Source organism: Bradyrhizobium erythrophlei, from assembly GCF_042430365.1.
In the GTDB taxonomy this organism is placed as follows: Bacteria; Pseudomonadota; Alphaproteobacteria; order Rhizobiales; family Xanthobacteraceae; genus Bradyrhizobium; species Bradyrhizobium erythrophlei.
This window is the reverse complement of sequence record NZ_JBHMET010000036.1, coordinates 112,605-128,242: the sequence shown is the minus strand read 5'-3', so window position 1 is coordinate 128,242 and position 15,638 is coordinate 112,605. Positions and strand designations below refer to the sequence as shown.

At 63.1% G+C, this 15,638-nt stretch carries 17 protein-coding genes; 10 read left to right on the top strand and 7 right to left on the bottom strand.

Features of this window, described 5'->3' with window-relative positions:
* Positions 1–25: 25 nt before the first annotated feature.
* Entirely contained in the window at positions 26–1,504 is a 1,479-nt protein-coding gene (locus ACFFWD_RS05855; protein ID WP_376962390.1) for an aldehyde dehydrogenase, read from the top strand.
* Between the two features lie 104 nt (positions 1,505–1,608).
* On the top strand, positions 1,609–1,821 hold the full coding sequence (locus ACFFWD_RS05850; protein WP_376962388.1) for a hypothetical protein: 213 nt from the start codon (positions 1,609–1,611) through the stop codon (positions 1,819–1,821).
* 41 nt (positions 1,822–1,862) lie between these two features.
* Here the strand turns inward: ACFFWD_RS05850 and gcvA are convergent, their stop codons facing one another.
* A complete protein-coding gene (gene gcvA / locus ACFFWD_RS05845; protein WP_376962386.1) occupies positions 1,863–2,801 on the bottom strand; it encodes a transcriptional regulator GcvA in 939 nt (312 codons plus the stop codon).
* Positions 2,802–2,938: 137 nt separating this feature from the next.
* On the opposite strand from gcvA, the gene ACFFWD_RS05840 reads away from it, so the two are divergent.
* Genes ACFFWD_RS05840 through ACFFWD_RS05815 form a run of 6 tightly spaced genes read left to right on the top strand, consistent with a single transcriptional unit; the run spans position 2,939 to position 7,624 of the window.
* The gene (locus ACFFWD_RS05840) at positions 2,939–3,340 is read left to right on the top strand and encodes a Zn-ribbon domain-containing OB-fold protein (protein ID WP_376962384.1); all 402 of its coding nucleotides are present in this window, start codon (positions 2,939–2,941) and stop codon (positions 3,338–3,340) included.
* Complete coding sequence (locus ACFFWD_RS05835) at positions 3,337–4,488, top strand: thiolase family protein (protein ID WP_376962382.1); 1,152 nt, start codon at positions 3,337–3,339, stop codon at positions 4,486–4,488. The genes ACFFWD_RS05840 and ACFFWD_RS05835 overlap by 4 nt, the downstream gene beginning before the upstream one ends.
* Positions 4,489–4,490: 2 nt before the next feature.
* A complete protein-coding gene (locus ACFFWD_RS05830; RefSeq protein WP_376962380.1) occupies positions 4,491–5,246 on the top strand; it encodes an SDR family NAD(P)-dependent oxidoreductase in 756 nt (251 codons plus the stop codon).
* Between the two features lies 1 nt (position 5,247).
* Positions 5,248–6,048 carry an enoyl-CoA hydratase/isomerase family protein gene (locus tag ACFFWD_RS05825; protein ID WP_376962378.1) on the top strand — a complete coding sequence of 267 codons (801 nt, stop codon included), beginning with the start codon at positions 5,248–5,250 and terminating at the stop codon, positions 6,046–6,048.
* Between the two features lie 2 nt (positions 6,049–6,050).
* Positions 6,051–7,244: a CaiB/BaiF CoA transferase family protein gene (locus ACFFWD_RS05820; protein ID WP_376962376.1), complete on the top strand. Its 1,194-nt coding sequence runs from the start codon at positions 6,051–6,053 to the stop codon at positions 7,242–7,244.
* A complete protein-coding gene (locus ACFFWD_RS05815) occupies positions 7,244–7,624 on the top strand; it encodes a PaaI family thioesterase (RefSeq protein ID WP_376962374.1) in 381 nt (126 codons plus the stop codon). Before ACFFWD_RS05820 ends, ACFFWD_RS05815 begins: the two co-directional genes overlap by 1 nt.
* Positions 7,625–7,927: 303 nt before the next feature.
* Here ACFFWD_RS05815 and ACFFWD_RS05810 read toward each other — a convergent pair whose 3' ends face one another.
* From ACFFWD_RS05810 to ACFFWD_RS05785, 6 genes are read right to left on the bottom strand one after another with little or no spacing between them, the layout of a single operon-like run.
* On the bottom strand, positions 7,928–8,572 hold the full coding sequence (locus tag ACFFWD_RS05810) for a flavin reductase family protein (protein WP_376962372.1): 645 nt from the start codon (positions 8,570–8,572) through the stop codon (positions 7,928–7,930).
* Positions 8,573–8,575: 3 nt separating this feature from the next.
* Positions 8,576–9,337: an enoyl-CoA hydratase/isomerase family protein gene (locus tag ACFFWD_RS05805; protein ID WP_376962370.1), complete on the bottom strand. Its 762-nt coding sequence runs from the start codon at positions 9,335–9,337 to the stop codon at positions 8,576–8,578.
* Between the two features lie 2 nt (positions 9,338–9,339).
* A complete protein-coding gene (locus ACFFWD_RS05800; protein ID WP_376962368.1) occupies positions 9,340–9,798 on the bottom strand; it encodes an acyl-CoA thioesterase in 459 nt (152 codons plus the stop codon).
* Positions 9,799–9,808: 10 nt separating this feature from the next.
* Positions 9,809–10,588: a citryl-CoA lyase gene (locus ACFFWD_RS05795; protein WP_376962366.1), complete on the bottom strand. Its 780-nt coding sequence runs from the start codon at positions 10,586–10,588 to the stop codon at positions 9,809–9,811.
* A gap of 10 nt (positions 10,589–10,598) precedes the next feature.
* Entirely contained in the window at positions 10,599–12,134 is a 1,536-nt protein-coding gene (locus tag ACFFWD_RS05790; RefSeq protein ID WP_376962364.1) for an AMP-binding protein, read from the bottom strand.
* A gap of 14 nt (positions 12,135–12,148) precedes the next feature.
* On the bottom strand, positions 12,149–13,264 hold the full coding sequence (locus ACFFWD_RS05785; RefSeq protein ID WP_376962362.1) for an acyl-CoA dehydrogenase family protein: 1,116 nt from the start codon (positions 13,262–13,264) through the stop codon (positions 12,149–12,151).
* 111 nt (positions 13,265–13,375) lie between these two features.
* Here ACFFWD_RS05785 and ACFFWD_RS05780 point away from each other — a divergent pair, with 111 nt between their 5' ends.
* Both ACFFWD_RS05780 and ACFFWD_RS05775 read left to right on the top strand, forming a co-directional pair.
* Complete coding sequence (locus ACFFWD_RS05780) at positions 13,376–14,416, top strand: LacI family DNA-binding transcriptional regulator (RefSeq protein ID WP_376962360.1); 1,041 nt, start codon at positions 13,376–13,378, stop codon at positions 14,414–14,416.
* A 79-nt stretch (positions 14,417–14,495) separates the two neighbouring features.
* Entirely contained in the window at positions 14,496–15,626 is a 1,131-nt protein-coding gene (locus ACFFWD_RS05775) for an ABC transporter substrate-binding protein (RefSeq protein ID WP_376962358.1), read from the top strand.
* Positions 15,627–15,638: the final 12 nt, after the last annotated feature.

Sequence of the window (15,638 nt, the reverse complement as noted above, 5' to 3'; positions counted from 1 at the left end):
CGCCGCTTCAGCGAAAGGTCTGGAAATGCGGGAATTCTTGATGCGGATCGGCAACGAGTGGCGCCGGGCCGAAGACGGCGAATGGTTCATGAGCATGGATCCCTACACCGGGCGCGACTGGGCCCGTATGCCGCGCGGCAAAGCCGCGGACGCTGACGCAGCAGTCCTGGCGGCGTCCAGAGCCTTCCGGAGTGGCCCCTGGCCGTCGATGACAGCCAGCGCGAGGGGGCTCCTTCTAAACCGGCTTGGTGATCTCATTGCCCGTCATGCAGAGGAATTGGCGGAGCTTGAGGTGAACGACAACGGGAAACTCAAGGCTGAGATGCTCGGGCAGATGCGATATCTGCCGCAATGGTTCTACTATTATGGCGGATTGGCGGACAAGGTCGAAGGCAGAGTCACACCGATCGATAAGCCAGGCGTTTTTCATTACACGCTGCACGAGCCGCTGGGCGTCGTCGCGGCGATTGCACCCTGGAACTCTCCGCTTCTGCTCGCCGCATGGAAGATCGCGCCCGCGCTTGCCGCGGGCAATACGATCGTCATCAAGCCATCCGAATTTTCGTCGGCCTCGACGATTACGTTCGCGCGGCTGTGCGAGGAGGCCGGTATCCCGCCGGGCGTCGTCAACGTCATTACCGGATTTGGACCGGAGGTCGGCGAACCCTTGGTCAGGCATCCGCTCGTGGCGCGCATCGCGTTCACCGGAAGCGAAAATGGCGGCCGGCATGTCTACGCGGCGGCCGCTGAGAACATCAAGCGGGTCTCGCTCGAACTCGGCGGCAAATCGGCCAACATCGTCTTCAGCGATGCGGACGTCGATGACGCGGTGAAGGGCGTCGTATCGGGAATCTTTGCGGCCACGGGGCAGACCTGCATGGCAGGCTCGCGCCTTCTGGTTCACGCCTCGATCCATGACGAATTCGTCTCGCGTCTGGTGAAATTCATGCAGACGGCCCATCTTGGAGATCCGCGAAAGCCCGAGACGAATATCGCCCCGGTGTCCACCCAACCGCAATTCGAGAAGGTTCTCGCCTATTTCAACATCGCCCGGAAGGAAGGGGCCGAATGCGTGCTCGGCGGCGAGCGTTCGCGCCGGCCGGGCTGCGAGAAGGGGCTTTTCGTCGAGCCGACAATCTTCACCGGCGTATCCAACAGCATGCGGATCGCCCGCGAAGAGGTGTTCGGGCCGGTCCTTGCCGTGCTGAAATTCGAGACCGATGACGAAGCGATCGCGATCGCAAATGACAGCCCCTATGGGCTGGCAGCAGGAGTCTGGACGAGGGACCTGCAGCGCGCCATGCTGCTGCCGAAACAGCTTGAGGCGGGCACGGTCTGGGTCAACGCCTATCGCCTGGTCAGCTATCTCGCCCCCTTCGGTGGCGTCAAGGCGTCAGGGCTTGGCCGCGAGAACGGTCTGAACGCGATCTACGAATATCTCGAGGAAAAGAGCGTGTTCATCAATCCGAAGCCCGGCGTCGCAAACCCGTTCGTGCTCGGTTGAGGCAGGCCAGGTCGCTTTCAAGAGCCATTATCCAAAGCAAGTAGCAAGACAGAACCGTTGTCGCGGCGTCAGCGAACTGACCCGTCAGCTCGGAGCCATCAATCGTGTCCAGTGTCTATCATATGCCGACCCGCATCATCTGCGGGACCGGCGCGCTCATGGCAGAACGCGCCGTGCCGGGACTCTACGCCGGCACAGCCGGCATCGAGCGGTTCAAGTCGATGAAGATTACCGACGACACGGTGATCGAGAGCGTTGCGCCGAGGAAGATGACGGTAAGCCAGGCCGAAGCGATTTTCACAGCCTGCATCGCCTGAACAATATGCGTTTGGTGCTGACCGGGTTAGTGCAACTCCGGTCAGGCCATCGCCTTGCGCAATTTGCGACCCGCCGGCGACGTGGGCGGGTCGTCTTCGGCCTGGGTCTGCTCGACCAGCCAGCTTCGAAACTGCCTGAATGCCGGCTTGCGCAGGCTTTTCTGAGGATAGATCAGGTAATAGGTGAATCCCTCGCGGTCGAGCGTCGGGCCGAAGGGCTGAACCAGGCGCCTTGCGCGCAGGTCATCGGCCACAAGCACGCGCTGCGCGATGGCGACGCCCTGGCTGTCGAGAGCGGCTTGATAGGCGAGGACGGAGCTCGTGAATTTCGGTCCCGCATAGGGATCGATGTCGGTGAGTTGCGCCTCCTTGAGCCAGAACATCCAGTCGTCCGGCCGTGCCAGCGAGTGCAGCAGCGGCGCGCGGCGAAGATCGCCCTTCTGCTTCAACCCGATCTCGCGCCGATACTTGGGGCTGCAGACGGGAATCAAATGGTTTGCCACGAGCCTGTCCACGCCCAGTCCAGGCCAGTTTCCGTCACCCAGGCGCACCGCGCAGTCGACATCCTCGTTCCGGAAATCGACCTCTTCCAATGAGGTCGTGAGGCGAACCTCGTTCAGACGGTTCATCGCCTGATAGGACGACAGGCGCGGCACCAGCCATTTCATCGCAAACGTGGTGTAGGCCCTGATCTTCAGGACATTGCCGGAGCGTTCTCCCGTCAGCTTGCGGGTCGCGTCGCGAATCCCGTCGAGATGGTGAGCGATGGCTTCCAGATATTGCTCTCCCTCGGCGGTTAACGCCACCGCGCGCGGCTCGCGGCGAAACAGCTTCACACCGAGATAAGATTCGAGAATCTGCACCTGCCGGCTCACGGCGCCGGGTGTCACGGAAAGCAGCTCCGCCGCACCGCGGATGCTGCGTAATTTTGCGGCGGCTTCGAAGGCGCGCAGCGGATTGAGTGGAGGCAATCGGTCCATCGAGAGTGACTATGCGCCGATCGTTGCCTTTTAGTCAACAATAGCCCCCGCGTTTCTCGTTCTGAGCCCGCGGGATATCCGCCTAAACCTCTCGGCCAATGGCTTGCTCGGCACGCCTCGGTTTCCCGGGAGGATCAATGAACCAGCTTTCGAACGTCGAGACGTTCTCGGCAGATCGCGACGCCATCGGCTCGCAAGCGTCCGGGAGGCTGTTCGCGTCCCGCGACCGCGCAACCGGCCGGTGTGTTTTCCCTCCCGTTCCGGCGCGCTCGCCGAGCGCGCACCGCTATGAGCCGGTGACCCTGTCGCGAATTGCACGGCTGTACACCTTCTCGGTGATCCACCCGAACCCGAAAACCGGCGAACAGCCTTTCGTCGTCATCTACGCAGATTTTCCGGAAGGCGCGCGCGTGTTCGGACGATTGCTCCTGTCGCGGGAGCGCCACCCGCTGGTCGGCATGGAGGTCGAAGCACGGATCGCCGAACGGGGCACCGCGGCGACCTACTCATTCGTACCCGTCGAGGAGGCCCGATCGTGACAACGACCGTCTATATCGCCGGCGCCGCGATGACCGCCTTCGGTCGCCACAACGACCTCTCCATGCAGGATCTTGCGCAGTCCGCGGTGGTGCGTGCGCTCGCCGACGCCGACGTCACGGCCGACCGCATTCAAGCCATGTACAACGCCAATGTGTATGGCGGCATGGTGCTGGGCCAGGTGCTCATGCGGGACCTCGGCATCACAGGGCCGCCCCTGTACAACGTGGAGAACGCGTGCGCGAGCGGGGCAACAGCGGTGCATCTCGCCTGCCACGCGCTTCGGCTCGGCGTTTACGACACCGTTCTCGTCTGGGGTGTCGAGAAGCTGACGTCGCTCGGCGGTGGGACGATCCCGCTGCAGCGGAACGACTACAAGACAGAGCTCTACGCTGCGCAGGGTATGACGCTGCCGACCGTCTACGCCATGCGCGGGACCCGCTATCTGCACGAACGCAATGAAAAGCCCGAGATATTGGCCCGCATTGCGGTCAAGAACCGGGCTCATGGCGAGCTGAATCCCTTGGCGCAGCAGCGCAAGGCCGTGTCGGTCGACGAAGTGCTCCAGTCGCGACCCGTCGCAGAGCCGCTGACATTGCTCCAGTGCTGTCCTTCCATGGTCGATGGCGCCGCGGCGGTGGTGCTGACGACGGTTCGTCCATCATCCGCGCGCCCGACCGTGCGCGTCCTCGGCTCGGCCGTGCAATCCGGCCTGCTCGAGGAAGGCTGCGACGATATTCTCGACGCCGAGATCACCGCGCGAACCGCGCGGCTGGCTTATGAAAGCGCGGGTCTGGGCCCGCGCGACGTCAACGTCGTCGAATTGCACGACGCTTTCACGATCGCGGAGCTCCTGTACTACGAGGCGCTGGGCCTCGCAGAGCCAGGCGAGGGGGCTGCGCTGCTCCGCAGCGGCGCCACGGCTCTCGGTGGGCGCGTGCCCGTCAATCCGAGCGGAGGGTTGCTCGCCAAGGGTCACCCTCTCGGCGCCACCGGCGTCGCGCAAATGGTCGAGATCGCCTGGCAGCTCCAAGGCCGGGCCGGGAAGCGGCAAGTCGAAGGTGCACGGATCGGACTGACCCAGTGTACGGGCGGCGGCATCGCCGGCGTCGATCATGCCGCGTCAGCCGTTCACGTGCTCGGAGTGTAGCCATGACCAAGCAAGACAGCGCGATCGTCACCGGCGCCGCCCGAGGTATCGGGCTCGGCATTGCCCGGAGCCTTTGGAGCGCCGGCTACAACGTTGCTCTCTTCGATCGCGACCCCGCGGCATTGGAGGCTGCTGTGAAGGAATTGCGGAAGGCCGAAACCGAGCAGCAATTGCTGCCGGTGCCGGTGGACGTCACCGACCGCAGCGAGATCGAAGCCGCGGTTCGCCTCACGCAGCAAACCTTTGGCGGTATCGAAATCCTCGTCAACAATGCGGGCGCCGTTCGCGACCGACGTTTCCTCGATCTGTCCGACGACGATTGGGATCTCGTCGTATCGACCAATCTCAGATCGCAGTTCCTGATGTCGCGGGCCGTGCTTCCGGGGATGGTCGAGCGAAACTACGGCCGCATCGTCAACATCTCGTCGCGCGCGTGGCTCGGAGGCTTTGGTCAGGCGAACTATTCCGCAGCCAAGGGCGGCGTCGTGAGCCTCACCCGAAGCCTTGCCATCGAGTTTGCGACCAAGGGCATCACCGTCAACGCGATCGCTCCGGGGATCGTCGACACACCGCTGTTTCGGGATTTCAAGGCGGATGTCCAGGAGCGGCTCAAAAAGAGCGTTCCGATGCAGCGCATCGGGCTGCCGGAGGATATTGCCCAGGCCGTACAGTTCTTCGCGGCGCGGGCAAGCTCTTACATCACAGGGCAGCTCATCTATGTCTGCGGCGGCCGCAGCCTCTCCAGCGTGAGCGTCTGACATGGCCCTCCACCAAACGCGCGAAGGGGCGGTCGCCACGATCACCATCGATCGGCAAGACGCCCTGAATGCATTGGATCTCGAGACCCAGAGGCGGCTGCGCGACGAGCTGATTGCTGCCCGGGACGACGATGCGGTCCGCGTGATCGTGCTGACCGGCGCCGGCGAACGCGCGTTCTCGGTCGGGGCCGACCTGAAGCGGACGGCTCACGCGGAGCATCCATACGCCGCAGCCTGGACGGCTCGCGACGAGGTCGCAATCGAGCGCGGCGCCTATGTCCGCTTCATGAACATCGACCGGTTGGAGATCTGGAAGCCGATCATCGCATCGATCAATGGCTATTGTCTCGGCGGGGGGCTCGAGCTTGCGCTGCAATGCGATTTGCGTGTCGCGGCGGATACCGCGAGCTTCGCGTTGCCGGAAGTCAAGGTGGGCAGCGTCGCTGGCGTATGTGGACCGCTGCTGCTGCGCGCGATCCCGGCCGCAGCGGCCTCGAAGATGCTGCTGACCGGGGCGCGCATCGATGCCGCGGAGGCCCTTCGTATCGGACTGGTGAGCGACGTCTGGCCGTCGGCGTCGCTGGCCGAACGCACAAGCGAACTGGCGCAGGCCGTGGCCAGCAACGCGCCCTTGTCGCTCTATGCGACCAAGCGCCTGGCCCGGGAAACCGAGACATCGTCGCGCTCGATGCTTCTCAACATGACCGAAATGGTCTTCGGCATGATCAAGAACACGGCCGATCGGATCGAAGGCCGCAATGCCTTCGCCGAGAAACGGCCGCCACGCTTTCAGGGACGATGACGATGACCAGTGTTCGAACGTCCACCCCGGCGATCTCGCATCCGCTCGAAGGCGCTCTGTCCCGCGTCCGCGTGGTCGACTTCTCGCAGATCGCTGCTGGCCCGCTCTGCACCATGCTGCTGGCCGACATGGGCGCCGACGTTGTGAAGATCGAGCCGCCGGGCGGCGATATCAGCCGGACGTTGGGCCCGAATTTTGCCGGCGGGGAAAGCACCACGTTTCTTTCGCTGAATCGCAACAAGCGCAGTGTCGTCCTGGATCTCAAGACCGAGCAGGGGCTGATGGATGCCCGCAGCCTAATCGAAACCGCCGACGTTCTCGTGGAGAGCTTCCGCCCGGGCGTCGCGGACAGGCTCGGCATCGGTTACGCGCAGGCGAGGGCGCTTAATCCCAAGCTGATCTATTGCTCAGTGTCCGCGTATGGTCAATCCGAGCATGGAAAGCCGGGTGTGGACGGCGTCCTTCAGGCTGTCTCCGGGCTAATGAGTATCACAGGGTTTGACGGGCAGCCGCCCGCGAAGCTCCAGGCTCCGGTGGTGGACATGGTCACTGGATACCAAGCGACGATTGCGATTCTCGGAGCTCTGCTCAAACGCAGCCTCGGCACGGTTCCGTCCCATCTGGACATTAGCCTGTTTGCTTCGGCTCTTCTTCTTCAGCAGGTTCCGCTGACCGATTTCCTAATTTCCGGCGAGCTCCCGAGGCGCTGCGGAAGTGGCGCACCCTATTCGACGCCGAACGAGGCATATGAGACAGCTGACGGCTACATCATGGTCGCTGCCTACCAGCAGGAACATTGGCGCAAGCTCTGTCGCGTAATCGATCGCCCCGAGCTCGCGGACGATCAACGGTTCGCGACGCTTCCCAGACGTATGGACAATCGTGAGGAGTTGACCAGGCAGCTCGGTCTGATCTTCCGCACGAATGACAGCGCGACCTGGCTTTGCGCTCTTGAGGCCGCTGACATCGTTTGCGGACCGATCGCGGATTATGCGCACCTGCAAACGTCCCAGCGCTTCGCAACAGCGGGAATCGTCGCCTTAGTGAACCATCCACGCGCAGGTGAGGTTGAGATGCCGGGATTTGCGATCGGCGGTCCGGCCCTGGCCGTTCGGATGCCGCCGCCAATTCTGGGCCAGCACAACCATTTGCTTGTCAGAGGTGAGGCCGATCTCGCGAGTGCCGAGAGCGAGTGATGGATCTGCAGAATCCGCTGTTGGCGTATTTGGGAGTTGGCTTGTCGGAATGGACGGCAGGACACTGCAGGTTCTATCTCGATGTCGAGCCGCGTCACCTCAATCGCCAGGCTAGCCTTCAAGGCGGTGTCATCGCCACCCTGCTCGACGCTGCATGCGGCTATGCCGGGCTAACTCCCGATGGCGAGGAAGCTCAGGACCATGCGGTAACGGTCATGCTGACGATCAGCTATCTTGCCAAGGTCGACAGCGGCCGATTGTTTGCGACCGGGCGCTTAACCCATATGGGCAGGCGGCTATATTTCGCTTCGGGTCAGGTGGCTACTTCCGAGAATAAGATTATAGCGAGCGCACAGGGAACTTTTCGGCGAAGCCAATAAGGCGGGGTCGCTTTCACCCGATCTGCAGTCCGAAGTGCTTCAACATTCCTCTGTATGAGCGCAAGCTACGCTGCCCCCCAACCGACCTATGCCTAAGATTGGATGAGTTAGCGCGTCTTGAGTAGTGACAGGCGGTACCGTTCCCATACTATCGGAAGGTCGTCTTTGGGCCAAGGGCCGCATGCATTGGTGGAGCTAACTTGATTTCCGGAAATTGACGGTATCAGGAAAGACACCGCAGTCGGAGATGAAGCGAAGGCTGCACACCACACAGGCGCATATATCTTGGCATGGCCAATGTCGTCAGTCCGGCCGTACCATCTCGAACATGGTCTCGGGCGTCATCTCGAAATAGTCGCCGCGCCGGCCGGCGCGTGCGATCGGGCGCGCGAGCTCGGTGAGATAGACGCCGTCCCTGATGAACGCCTTGTCGATATGGACGGCGACGACTTCGCCGAGCGTCAGCCAGGCCTCCGCCTGTTCACCTGTCGCCCCCTTGAGCTGGATGATCTCCGTCAGCCTGCACTCGAAGGACACCGGGCTCTCCGCCACGCGCGGCACGTTGACGAACCTGCTCGGCGCTCTCGTCAGTCCGGCAATCGCGAACTCGTCGACCTCCCGGCCGACATGGACTGCGGTCGCATTCATTTGTCTCGCCAGATCCATGGTTGCGAGATTCCAGCAGAATTCCTTGGTCTCCTGGACGTTCGCAACGGTGTCCTTCCAGCCGGTCGAACAGAAGCCAACGATCGCCGGCGTGTAGCAAAAAGCGTTGAAGAAGCTGTAAGGCGCGAGGTTGATGTTGCCCTTGGCATCGCGCGAGGAAATCCAGCCGATCGGCCGCGGCGCGACGATGGCATTGAAGGGATCGTGCTTCAAGCCGTGCCCCTTCGCCGGCTCGTAGAAGTGGATGTCTTGCGACGCGGCGCGGGTTGCCCTTGGCTCCATTGTTCAAATGTCCTGCCAGAATCGATCATAGCTGGGCTTGCGCCGCTCATCGAAGGATCGCAATCCCTCTCGCCACTCGGCCGGCGGAACATCCTCGGGCGAAGACAGCACGCGCGCCCAATCCGTCTCGCCGTGATGGGCGAGGTTGCGTTTCGCGGCAGCGATGGCGCCCGGTGGCGCCGACTGCACGATGCCGAGCGCGAGGTCGATGGCGCTTGAGAGGACGTCAGCCGTCGGCACCACGCGATTTGCCAATCCCCAGTCGACGGCCTGAGCTGCGCTCAACCGGCGGCGCGTCAATATCAGTTCGCCCGCACGCCTCGTGCCCACCACCCGGTGGAGGCGCGCCAGCGCGGTGTTGGGGATGACACCGTGACCCAGTTCCGGGAGAGCGAAATAGCTCTCCGTTCCCATCACGACGAGATCGCAGCAGAGCGTCAGTTCAAATCCACCGCCGAGAGCCCCGCCCTGGACCGCCGCTATGGTCGGACGCTTCTCCTCGGCCAATGCACGAAACAGAAGGGCAGGATCGGTCGGATCGGGAGCGCCGCTCATCCATCCGGCCTTCAAATCGTCGATGTTGGCGCCCGCGCAGAAGACCGGACCTTGGGCGGCGATCACGATGGCTCGCGCTTTCTCGGCACGAGATCGCTCGATCAGCTCGAGCAGCATCGCGACCGAAGCTCTCGACAGGGCATTGCGTCGCTGCGGGTCGTTCAGGGTGAGAATGGCGACATCGCCGTGGCGGCTGTAAAGCACCGGCATGTTCAGGCTCCTGCCGAATTGGAGGAATCGCCGAGGAGGTGCCGCCGGATCTCGTCCGGAACGGCATGCGGCTTTCCCGCCTGGAGCAGCACGCAAGACGCGACAGCGGAGGCCACGCACGTATCGTCGCGGAAGACGCCCTGCAGCACCTCGAACGAAGCGCGGCCGACATGGGTGACCGTCGAGCCGATACTCAGCTCGCCCGGATAGAAGATCTCGGCATGGAATTCGATGTTCAGCCGTCCGACCACGACATTCAGCCCATTCATCAGGCGGCTTACCGCGGGGTCCGCAAACAGCTCCATCCGGCCGCCTTCCATGAAGCTGGCGATCGCGGCATTGTTGACGTGCCGGAATTGATCCGTATCTGCGTTGCGCAGCTTTTCCAGACTCCAGAACCGGAAGTGCTCCGGCGTCAGCCGTGGCGTTGAAGGAGCTGGCGAAGCCGGATCCTTAATCATCCGTCGTTCCTTACTCGCGCGGGCGGGAGTGTTCGGTGGCCTCGTGCTCGATCCGGTAATAGATCTCCTCGGCCATCGGCTGACGCATTTCCTCGATGATGTGTCCGACAAGCCCGACCGCGCGAGCTGCCACGGCGAGGCCGCGGCACATCTTCCAGGGCAGCTTGAACTCCGAGGCAATGGCTGCCATGGCGCCCGTAACGTTCACAGGGAGCGGCCGGCCGTATTGTTTGCTTGCCTCTGCGCCGATCTTCTCCATCAGCTCGACGTAGCGACCGGCAAAACCGGTTTCCCGGGCGACCTTGAACAGTGCCGGCGTGCGCGGATCGATCGGCTTGTGGAAGGGATGGCCGACGCCTGGAATAATCTCTCGCCGACCCCTGTGGGCGCTGACGATGTCGGCCGCCAGTTGCTTTAGATCGACGGACGCCTGCGGATCGGGCAGGGCGTCCTGGAGCATTTTCGCCGCGTTGTCCAGCGAGCCGACGAACACGGAACCGAGCCCCAATAATCCCGCGGCGACCGAAGCCTGGACGGCCTCCGGCGCCCCGCAATAGGTCATGCGCGTGGCGAGGGAAGAGGGGGTAATTCCATGCTCCACCAGGATCACCATCATGGCGTTGAACATGCGGGCTTCGTTCGCGTTCGGAAGGCGGGCGAAAATCTCGAGGAACGCCATCTGTCCGAAATCGACGACGCCGACGATCTCGGAGCAGAGGTCCAGCCCGTGGACCTTGATTTGCGTGGGGGTCGCCCAGGCGATGTCGGATTTGATCTCGTGCCGTTTCATGTCAACCTCGTCAGGTGATGGGAGCGGAACTAAGGAGCTGGGAGGCGTGCTCCCTCAGGGCCGCCTTCCGGATCTTGGTGCCGTTCGGGCCGTCGATGACCGGAAACGCGTCGACCTGAACAATGCGACGCGGGATCTTGTAGTTGGCGATGCCTTCGCGACAGTGGGCGAGCAGCTCGGTCTCGCCGAGCTGGCGGTCGGCGCGGACAAAGGCCACCGCAACATCGCCTTCGCCCTCGAGGCGCACACCGACGACCTGCGCGGCGGACACGTCCGGATGCCGGCAGAGAAACGTCTCGATTTCGCTGGGATCGACCAGATAACCGCGCAGGCGCAGGCCGTCGCCGATGCGCGACAGGAAAACGAAAGCATCGTCGTCCGCGTACGCAAAATCGCCGGTCCGGTACCAGCCGTCGGAGGTGAACGACCGCGCGGTTGCGGCCTCGTTGTTCAGATAGCCGGGCATCACATTGTAGCCGCGGATCTGCAACTCGCCGGTCGCGCCGGGTGCCACCGGCGTTGCGCTGTCGAGCTCGACGATACGAAACGCCATCTCGCCGGATAGCAAACGACCGCCAGGCAGCGCCCTGGCCTCGATCGGTTCGGAGGGCGAGCGCGCGGCCATCAGAGCAAAACCTTCGGACGAGCCGTACACGCTCACCAGGCGCAGTCCCCATTTGTCTTCGGCGGTCCTCATCACCCGGTCGGTCAGGCCTGCGAAATCGGCAAAACCTCCGGCGCGCAGCGTCGAGAGTTTCGCCGCGGGCACGTTGAAGACGGCATCCAGCAGCCCGTCGGAGCCGAACACGTGGGTTGCCGCATGCCGCTCGATCGCCGACGCGGCTTCGGCGGCCTTGAAGACAGGAAGCAGAACGCAGGCCCCGCCGCCCGCCAGCGTCGCGATGGCCTGGACAAATCCCAGCACGCCATAGAGGGGCAATGCGCAAAGCGTCTTGTCGCCGGGATGAATGTCGAATGCGGAAGCAACAGTGTGGGCGTGGGTGCGGCAGCTGTGCTGGTCGTGAACGGCGAGCTTCGGCGCACCGGTCGTTCCGGACGTGCTGAATGTGCACAACAGATCCTGAGGCCGGCCCGCAGCTTCAACATGACCATCGACACCTGCATGGAAACGGGTCGGGTCGGCGATCTCGATGACGTGCGCGAGCGTGGGCACCTCGCCCTGGATTTCGCGCACGATCTGCGCGAATGCCACATCGAGGAAGCTGGTCGCTGCCACGACGGCTTTCGCGCGGGACAACGCGATGACATGGAGTGCTTCGGCGCGCCGGTATCTTGTGCTGATCGGAACGACCAGAATCCCCTGATGCGCGGCGGCAAACAGGAATTGCAGCCAGGTCGGGCCGTCCGGGAGCCAGAGCGCGATCACATCGCCGCGCGTCAACCCGAGGCTGTTCAGAAACGCTGCGGCGCGGTTCGACGCCTCGGCCAGATCCCTGCGCGTAGCGACATAGTCGCCCAGATAGATCGCCGGCGCTTCGGCATAGTCATCGAGCAGCCCGAAAAAGGGGTTTGGCGCTCCACTCATTGTGATTCCCTGCGTCAGTTGGAAAGAGCCTGGCGAGCGATTTGAATTCGCTGCATCTCGGACGTGCCTTCGCCCAGCCGGAACGCGCGGGCATCCCGGTAGAAACGCTCGATGGGGAGCTCGCACATGTATCCCATTCCGCCGAAGATCTGGAGGCAGCGATCCACGACGCGGCATCCCATCTCGCTGGCGTACAGCTTGGCCCTGGACACCGCGATCCGCGAGGTCGGATCATTCTGGTCGCACAGTGCGGCGGCGCGATAGATCAACGCTCGTGTCGCTTCGATCTCGACATCGTTGTCCGCGATCATGAACTGAATGGCCTGATGGCCTGCAAGCTGCGAGCCGAAGGCGCGACGCTCCCTGGCGTAAGCGACGGACATGTCGTGCGCGCGTTGAGCCAATCCCAACGACCGGCAGGCAGAGAGGATTCTGTCGTGGTTGATCGAGGCCATCATGACGAGGAAGCCGTCGCCGGGGCGGCCAAGAACGTCGATATCCGCAACGAAGCAGTCCTCGAGCGAAAAGCCGTTCAGATGATAGCCGTGCCACCCCATCTTCTTGTAGCGCGTCATGCCCACGAGCCCCGGATTGGTGCGCATGACGATGAACGTGGTCAGCCGCCCCTTGAGGGAGGCGGAAGGATCGGTCACAGCTAGCACGATGACGTAGTCACAGGTCTCGACGTTGGAGATGAACTGCTTCGCCCCTTCGAGACGCCAGCCGCCTTCGACCTTCAACGCCTTGGTTCGGATCGCGCCCAAATCCGAGCCGGCATCCGGTTCGGTGAGGGCGTATGTCATCGTCACGCGGCCGGACACTAGATCGGGAAGAATGCGGCCGCGCTGCTCCTCGTTGAGATGGATCAGCGAGAGCGGCAGGAACCCGACAACCTCGGACAGCGGAACGGAGGTGTGGGTGACCTCTTCCAGGATTCCGACCTGTGCCGCGACCGGAAGGCCGTAACCGCCGAGCTCAGGCGGAAGATTGAAGCCGTAGATCCCGAGCTCCGCGGCCTCGCTGCGCAACTTGGCCAGCAAGTCTGGAGACACGTTGTCGTCGGTCTCGATCTGCTGCTCGAGCGGCTCCAGGCGGTTGCGGACGAATCCCCGCACCGTCTGGCGGAGCATCGTCATCTCATGTGAAGCAAGGTCGATCATGGAAATTTCAGAAAACGATTTCGTAAACAACCTAGACGCCGGCGAACTCCTGTGTCAAGTGTTGGTCGGCAAGAGGCTTGAATGAAGCAGCGGATCAGTATCGTAGAGCTCGCCCGGCATTTGGGGCTCGCCGTGTCGACGGTCTCGAAGGCCATCAATGACCGCGGCGATGTGAGCGATGAGACCAAGCGGCGTGTGCTGGAAGCGGCGGAAAAGTTTGGCTTTTCACCGGATCCGGCGGGACGGCGGCTGCGCACGCAGACGTCAGAGACCATCGGCTTCGTGCTATCGCCGCCGCAGACCCATTTCGCGCATCCGTTCTTCCTCGATCTGCTTATGGGGATCGACCAGAATCTCAGCCAGACCCCGTTTCAGCTCATCATCGTCGCGGGACGAACGCTGGAGACTGAGCTCGAGAGCTTCCGCCGCCTGGTCGAGCGGCAGCGGGTCGACGGCGTGATGTTCGGCCGCACGCGCCGCGACGACCCCCGGATCCGCTACCTCCAGGAGCGCAACGTTCCGTTTGTGGCGCTGGGCCGCAGCGAGACCGGCAAGCCGTTTCCCTTCGTGGATATCGACCGAACGGTCGCCGGCCGTAACGGAACCGCGCGATTCGTAGGGTTTGGGCATCGCCGGATCGGGCTATTGAGCACGCCGGGATATCTCATGATCAGCCACCTTTTGCAGGAAGGCTATCGTGCGGCCCTGAAGGCGGCGAAGCTGCCGTTCGATGCTGATCTCGTGGTCGAAACCAGCACCAGTGAAGAGGGTGGGCTGAACGGCGCCCGGCAGCTGCTCGCCATGAGCGATCCGCCGACGGCGATCATGTGCGGTCATGACCTGATTGCCACCGGCGCGATGCAGGCGATCGCGGAAACGGGCAGGCGCCCGGGCGTCGATGTTCCGGTGATCGGGTGCGACAATCACCCGCTCGGGCCTTACTTGAATCCACCTCTGACCACGTTTTCCGCGCCGACGTTCGAGGCCGGGCGCCGGATGGTCGATCTGCTTCTTGCCCTCATGGACGGCCGTTCGCCCAAGGAATTGCAGGAAATCTGGTCGCCCGAGCTGATTCTGCGCTCGTCCCACGGCAGCCAATTGGTCGCAGCCGGCGAAATCTGAAAGCCGACATCTCTCGCTTGACAAGCCGGGCCGGCGCGACCTAGGTTACGAAATCGTTTTCGTAAATCGGGAGTTTGCGATGTGGCCTCTGCGGAAAGTCGCGGTTCTTGCGTTTTCGGTGCTTCTTGCACTCGCCGGGCCGGCGTCCGCCGAGGATCTTCGCATCGGAGCCATCTTTCCCCTGAGCGGCGCGAACGCCGATTACGGCGATCTCTACATGGGAGCGACCGAGCTTGCGGTTTCCCACCTAAACGACGCGAAAGTCCTCGGCGGAAAGCTGTCGATCGCCTACGAAGACAGTCAGGCGCTCCCGCAGCAGGGCGTGATCGCCATGAACAAGCTCGTGAACGTCGAGAAGGTCAGCTACGTGCTCTCGGCGTTCACCGGGGTTTCCAAGGCCATCTCGACGACCGCGGCGCGAAGCCGCACGGTTGCCGTCAATGGTGGCGGGGTCGGGCCCGACCTTGCCGAGCTCGGCGAGTATTTCTGGAACGTCATCCCGCTCGCCAATTTCGAGGTGCGGGCGATGGCGCCCTACCTCGTCCAGAAGCGGGGATTGAAGCGGTTTGTCCTCGTCTATGTCGACGATCCGCTCGGCCAGTCGATCAAGCGCGAGCTCGAATCCAGCCTGCCTTCGCTCGGTGCGACGCTTGCCGAGGCGCTGTCCGTTCCGTCGAATGCCCAGCAGTTCAGCGGGGTCGCGGCCCGGGTACGGGATGCCAAACCAGATGTCGTATACATCGCCTCCTTCGGCGCGCAGCAATCGCAGATTATCAAGCAGCTGCGTGACAACGGGGTTACGCAGCAACTCGCCGGCTACTCGGGGTTTGCGATTCCCGCCATCGCCAATCTTCCCGAGGCCAAGGGGGCGCTCTTCACGACGCAGCGAATCGACTGGAATTCAGACGATCCGGTGACCAAGCGCTTCACGCGGGAGTACCAGACCAGGACCAACCGGGCGCCGACTGCCTACGCCGCGAACTACTACAATGCCGTGATCCTCTACGGGACCCTGGCGTCGGCCTTGCAGAAGGCCGGCATGCCGATCACGGGCCAGAACCTGCTGGCGAAACGTCGTGAGATTGGAGCGTTCGATCTGGTCGGCGGGCGTGTGACCTTCGAGAAGGACGGCACGATCCGATCCGCGATGCAGATCAACGAAGTGGACGGCGAGCCGGCTGTCGTCGAGACCGTTGCGGCGGCTCCCTAGCATCTGACGCCT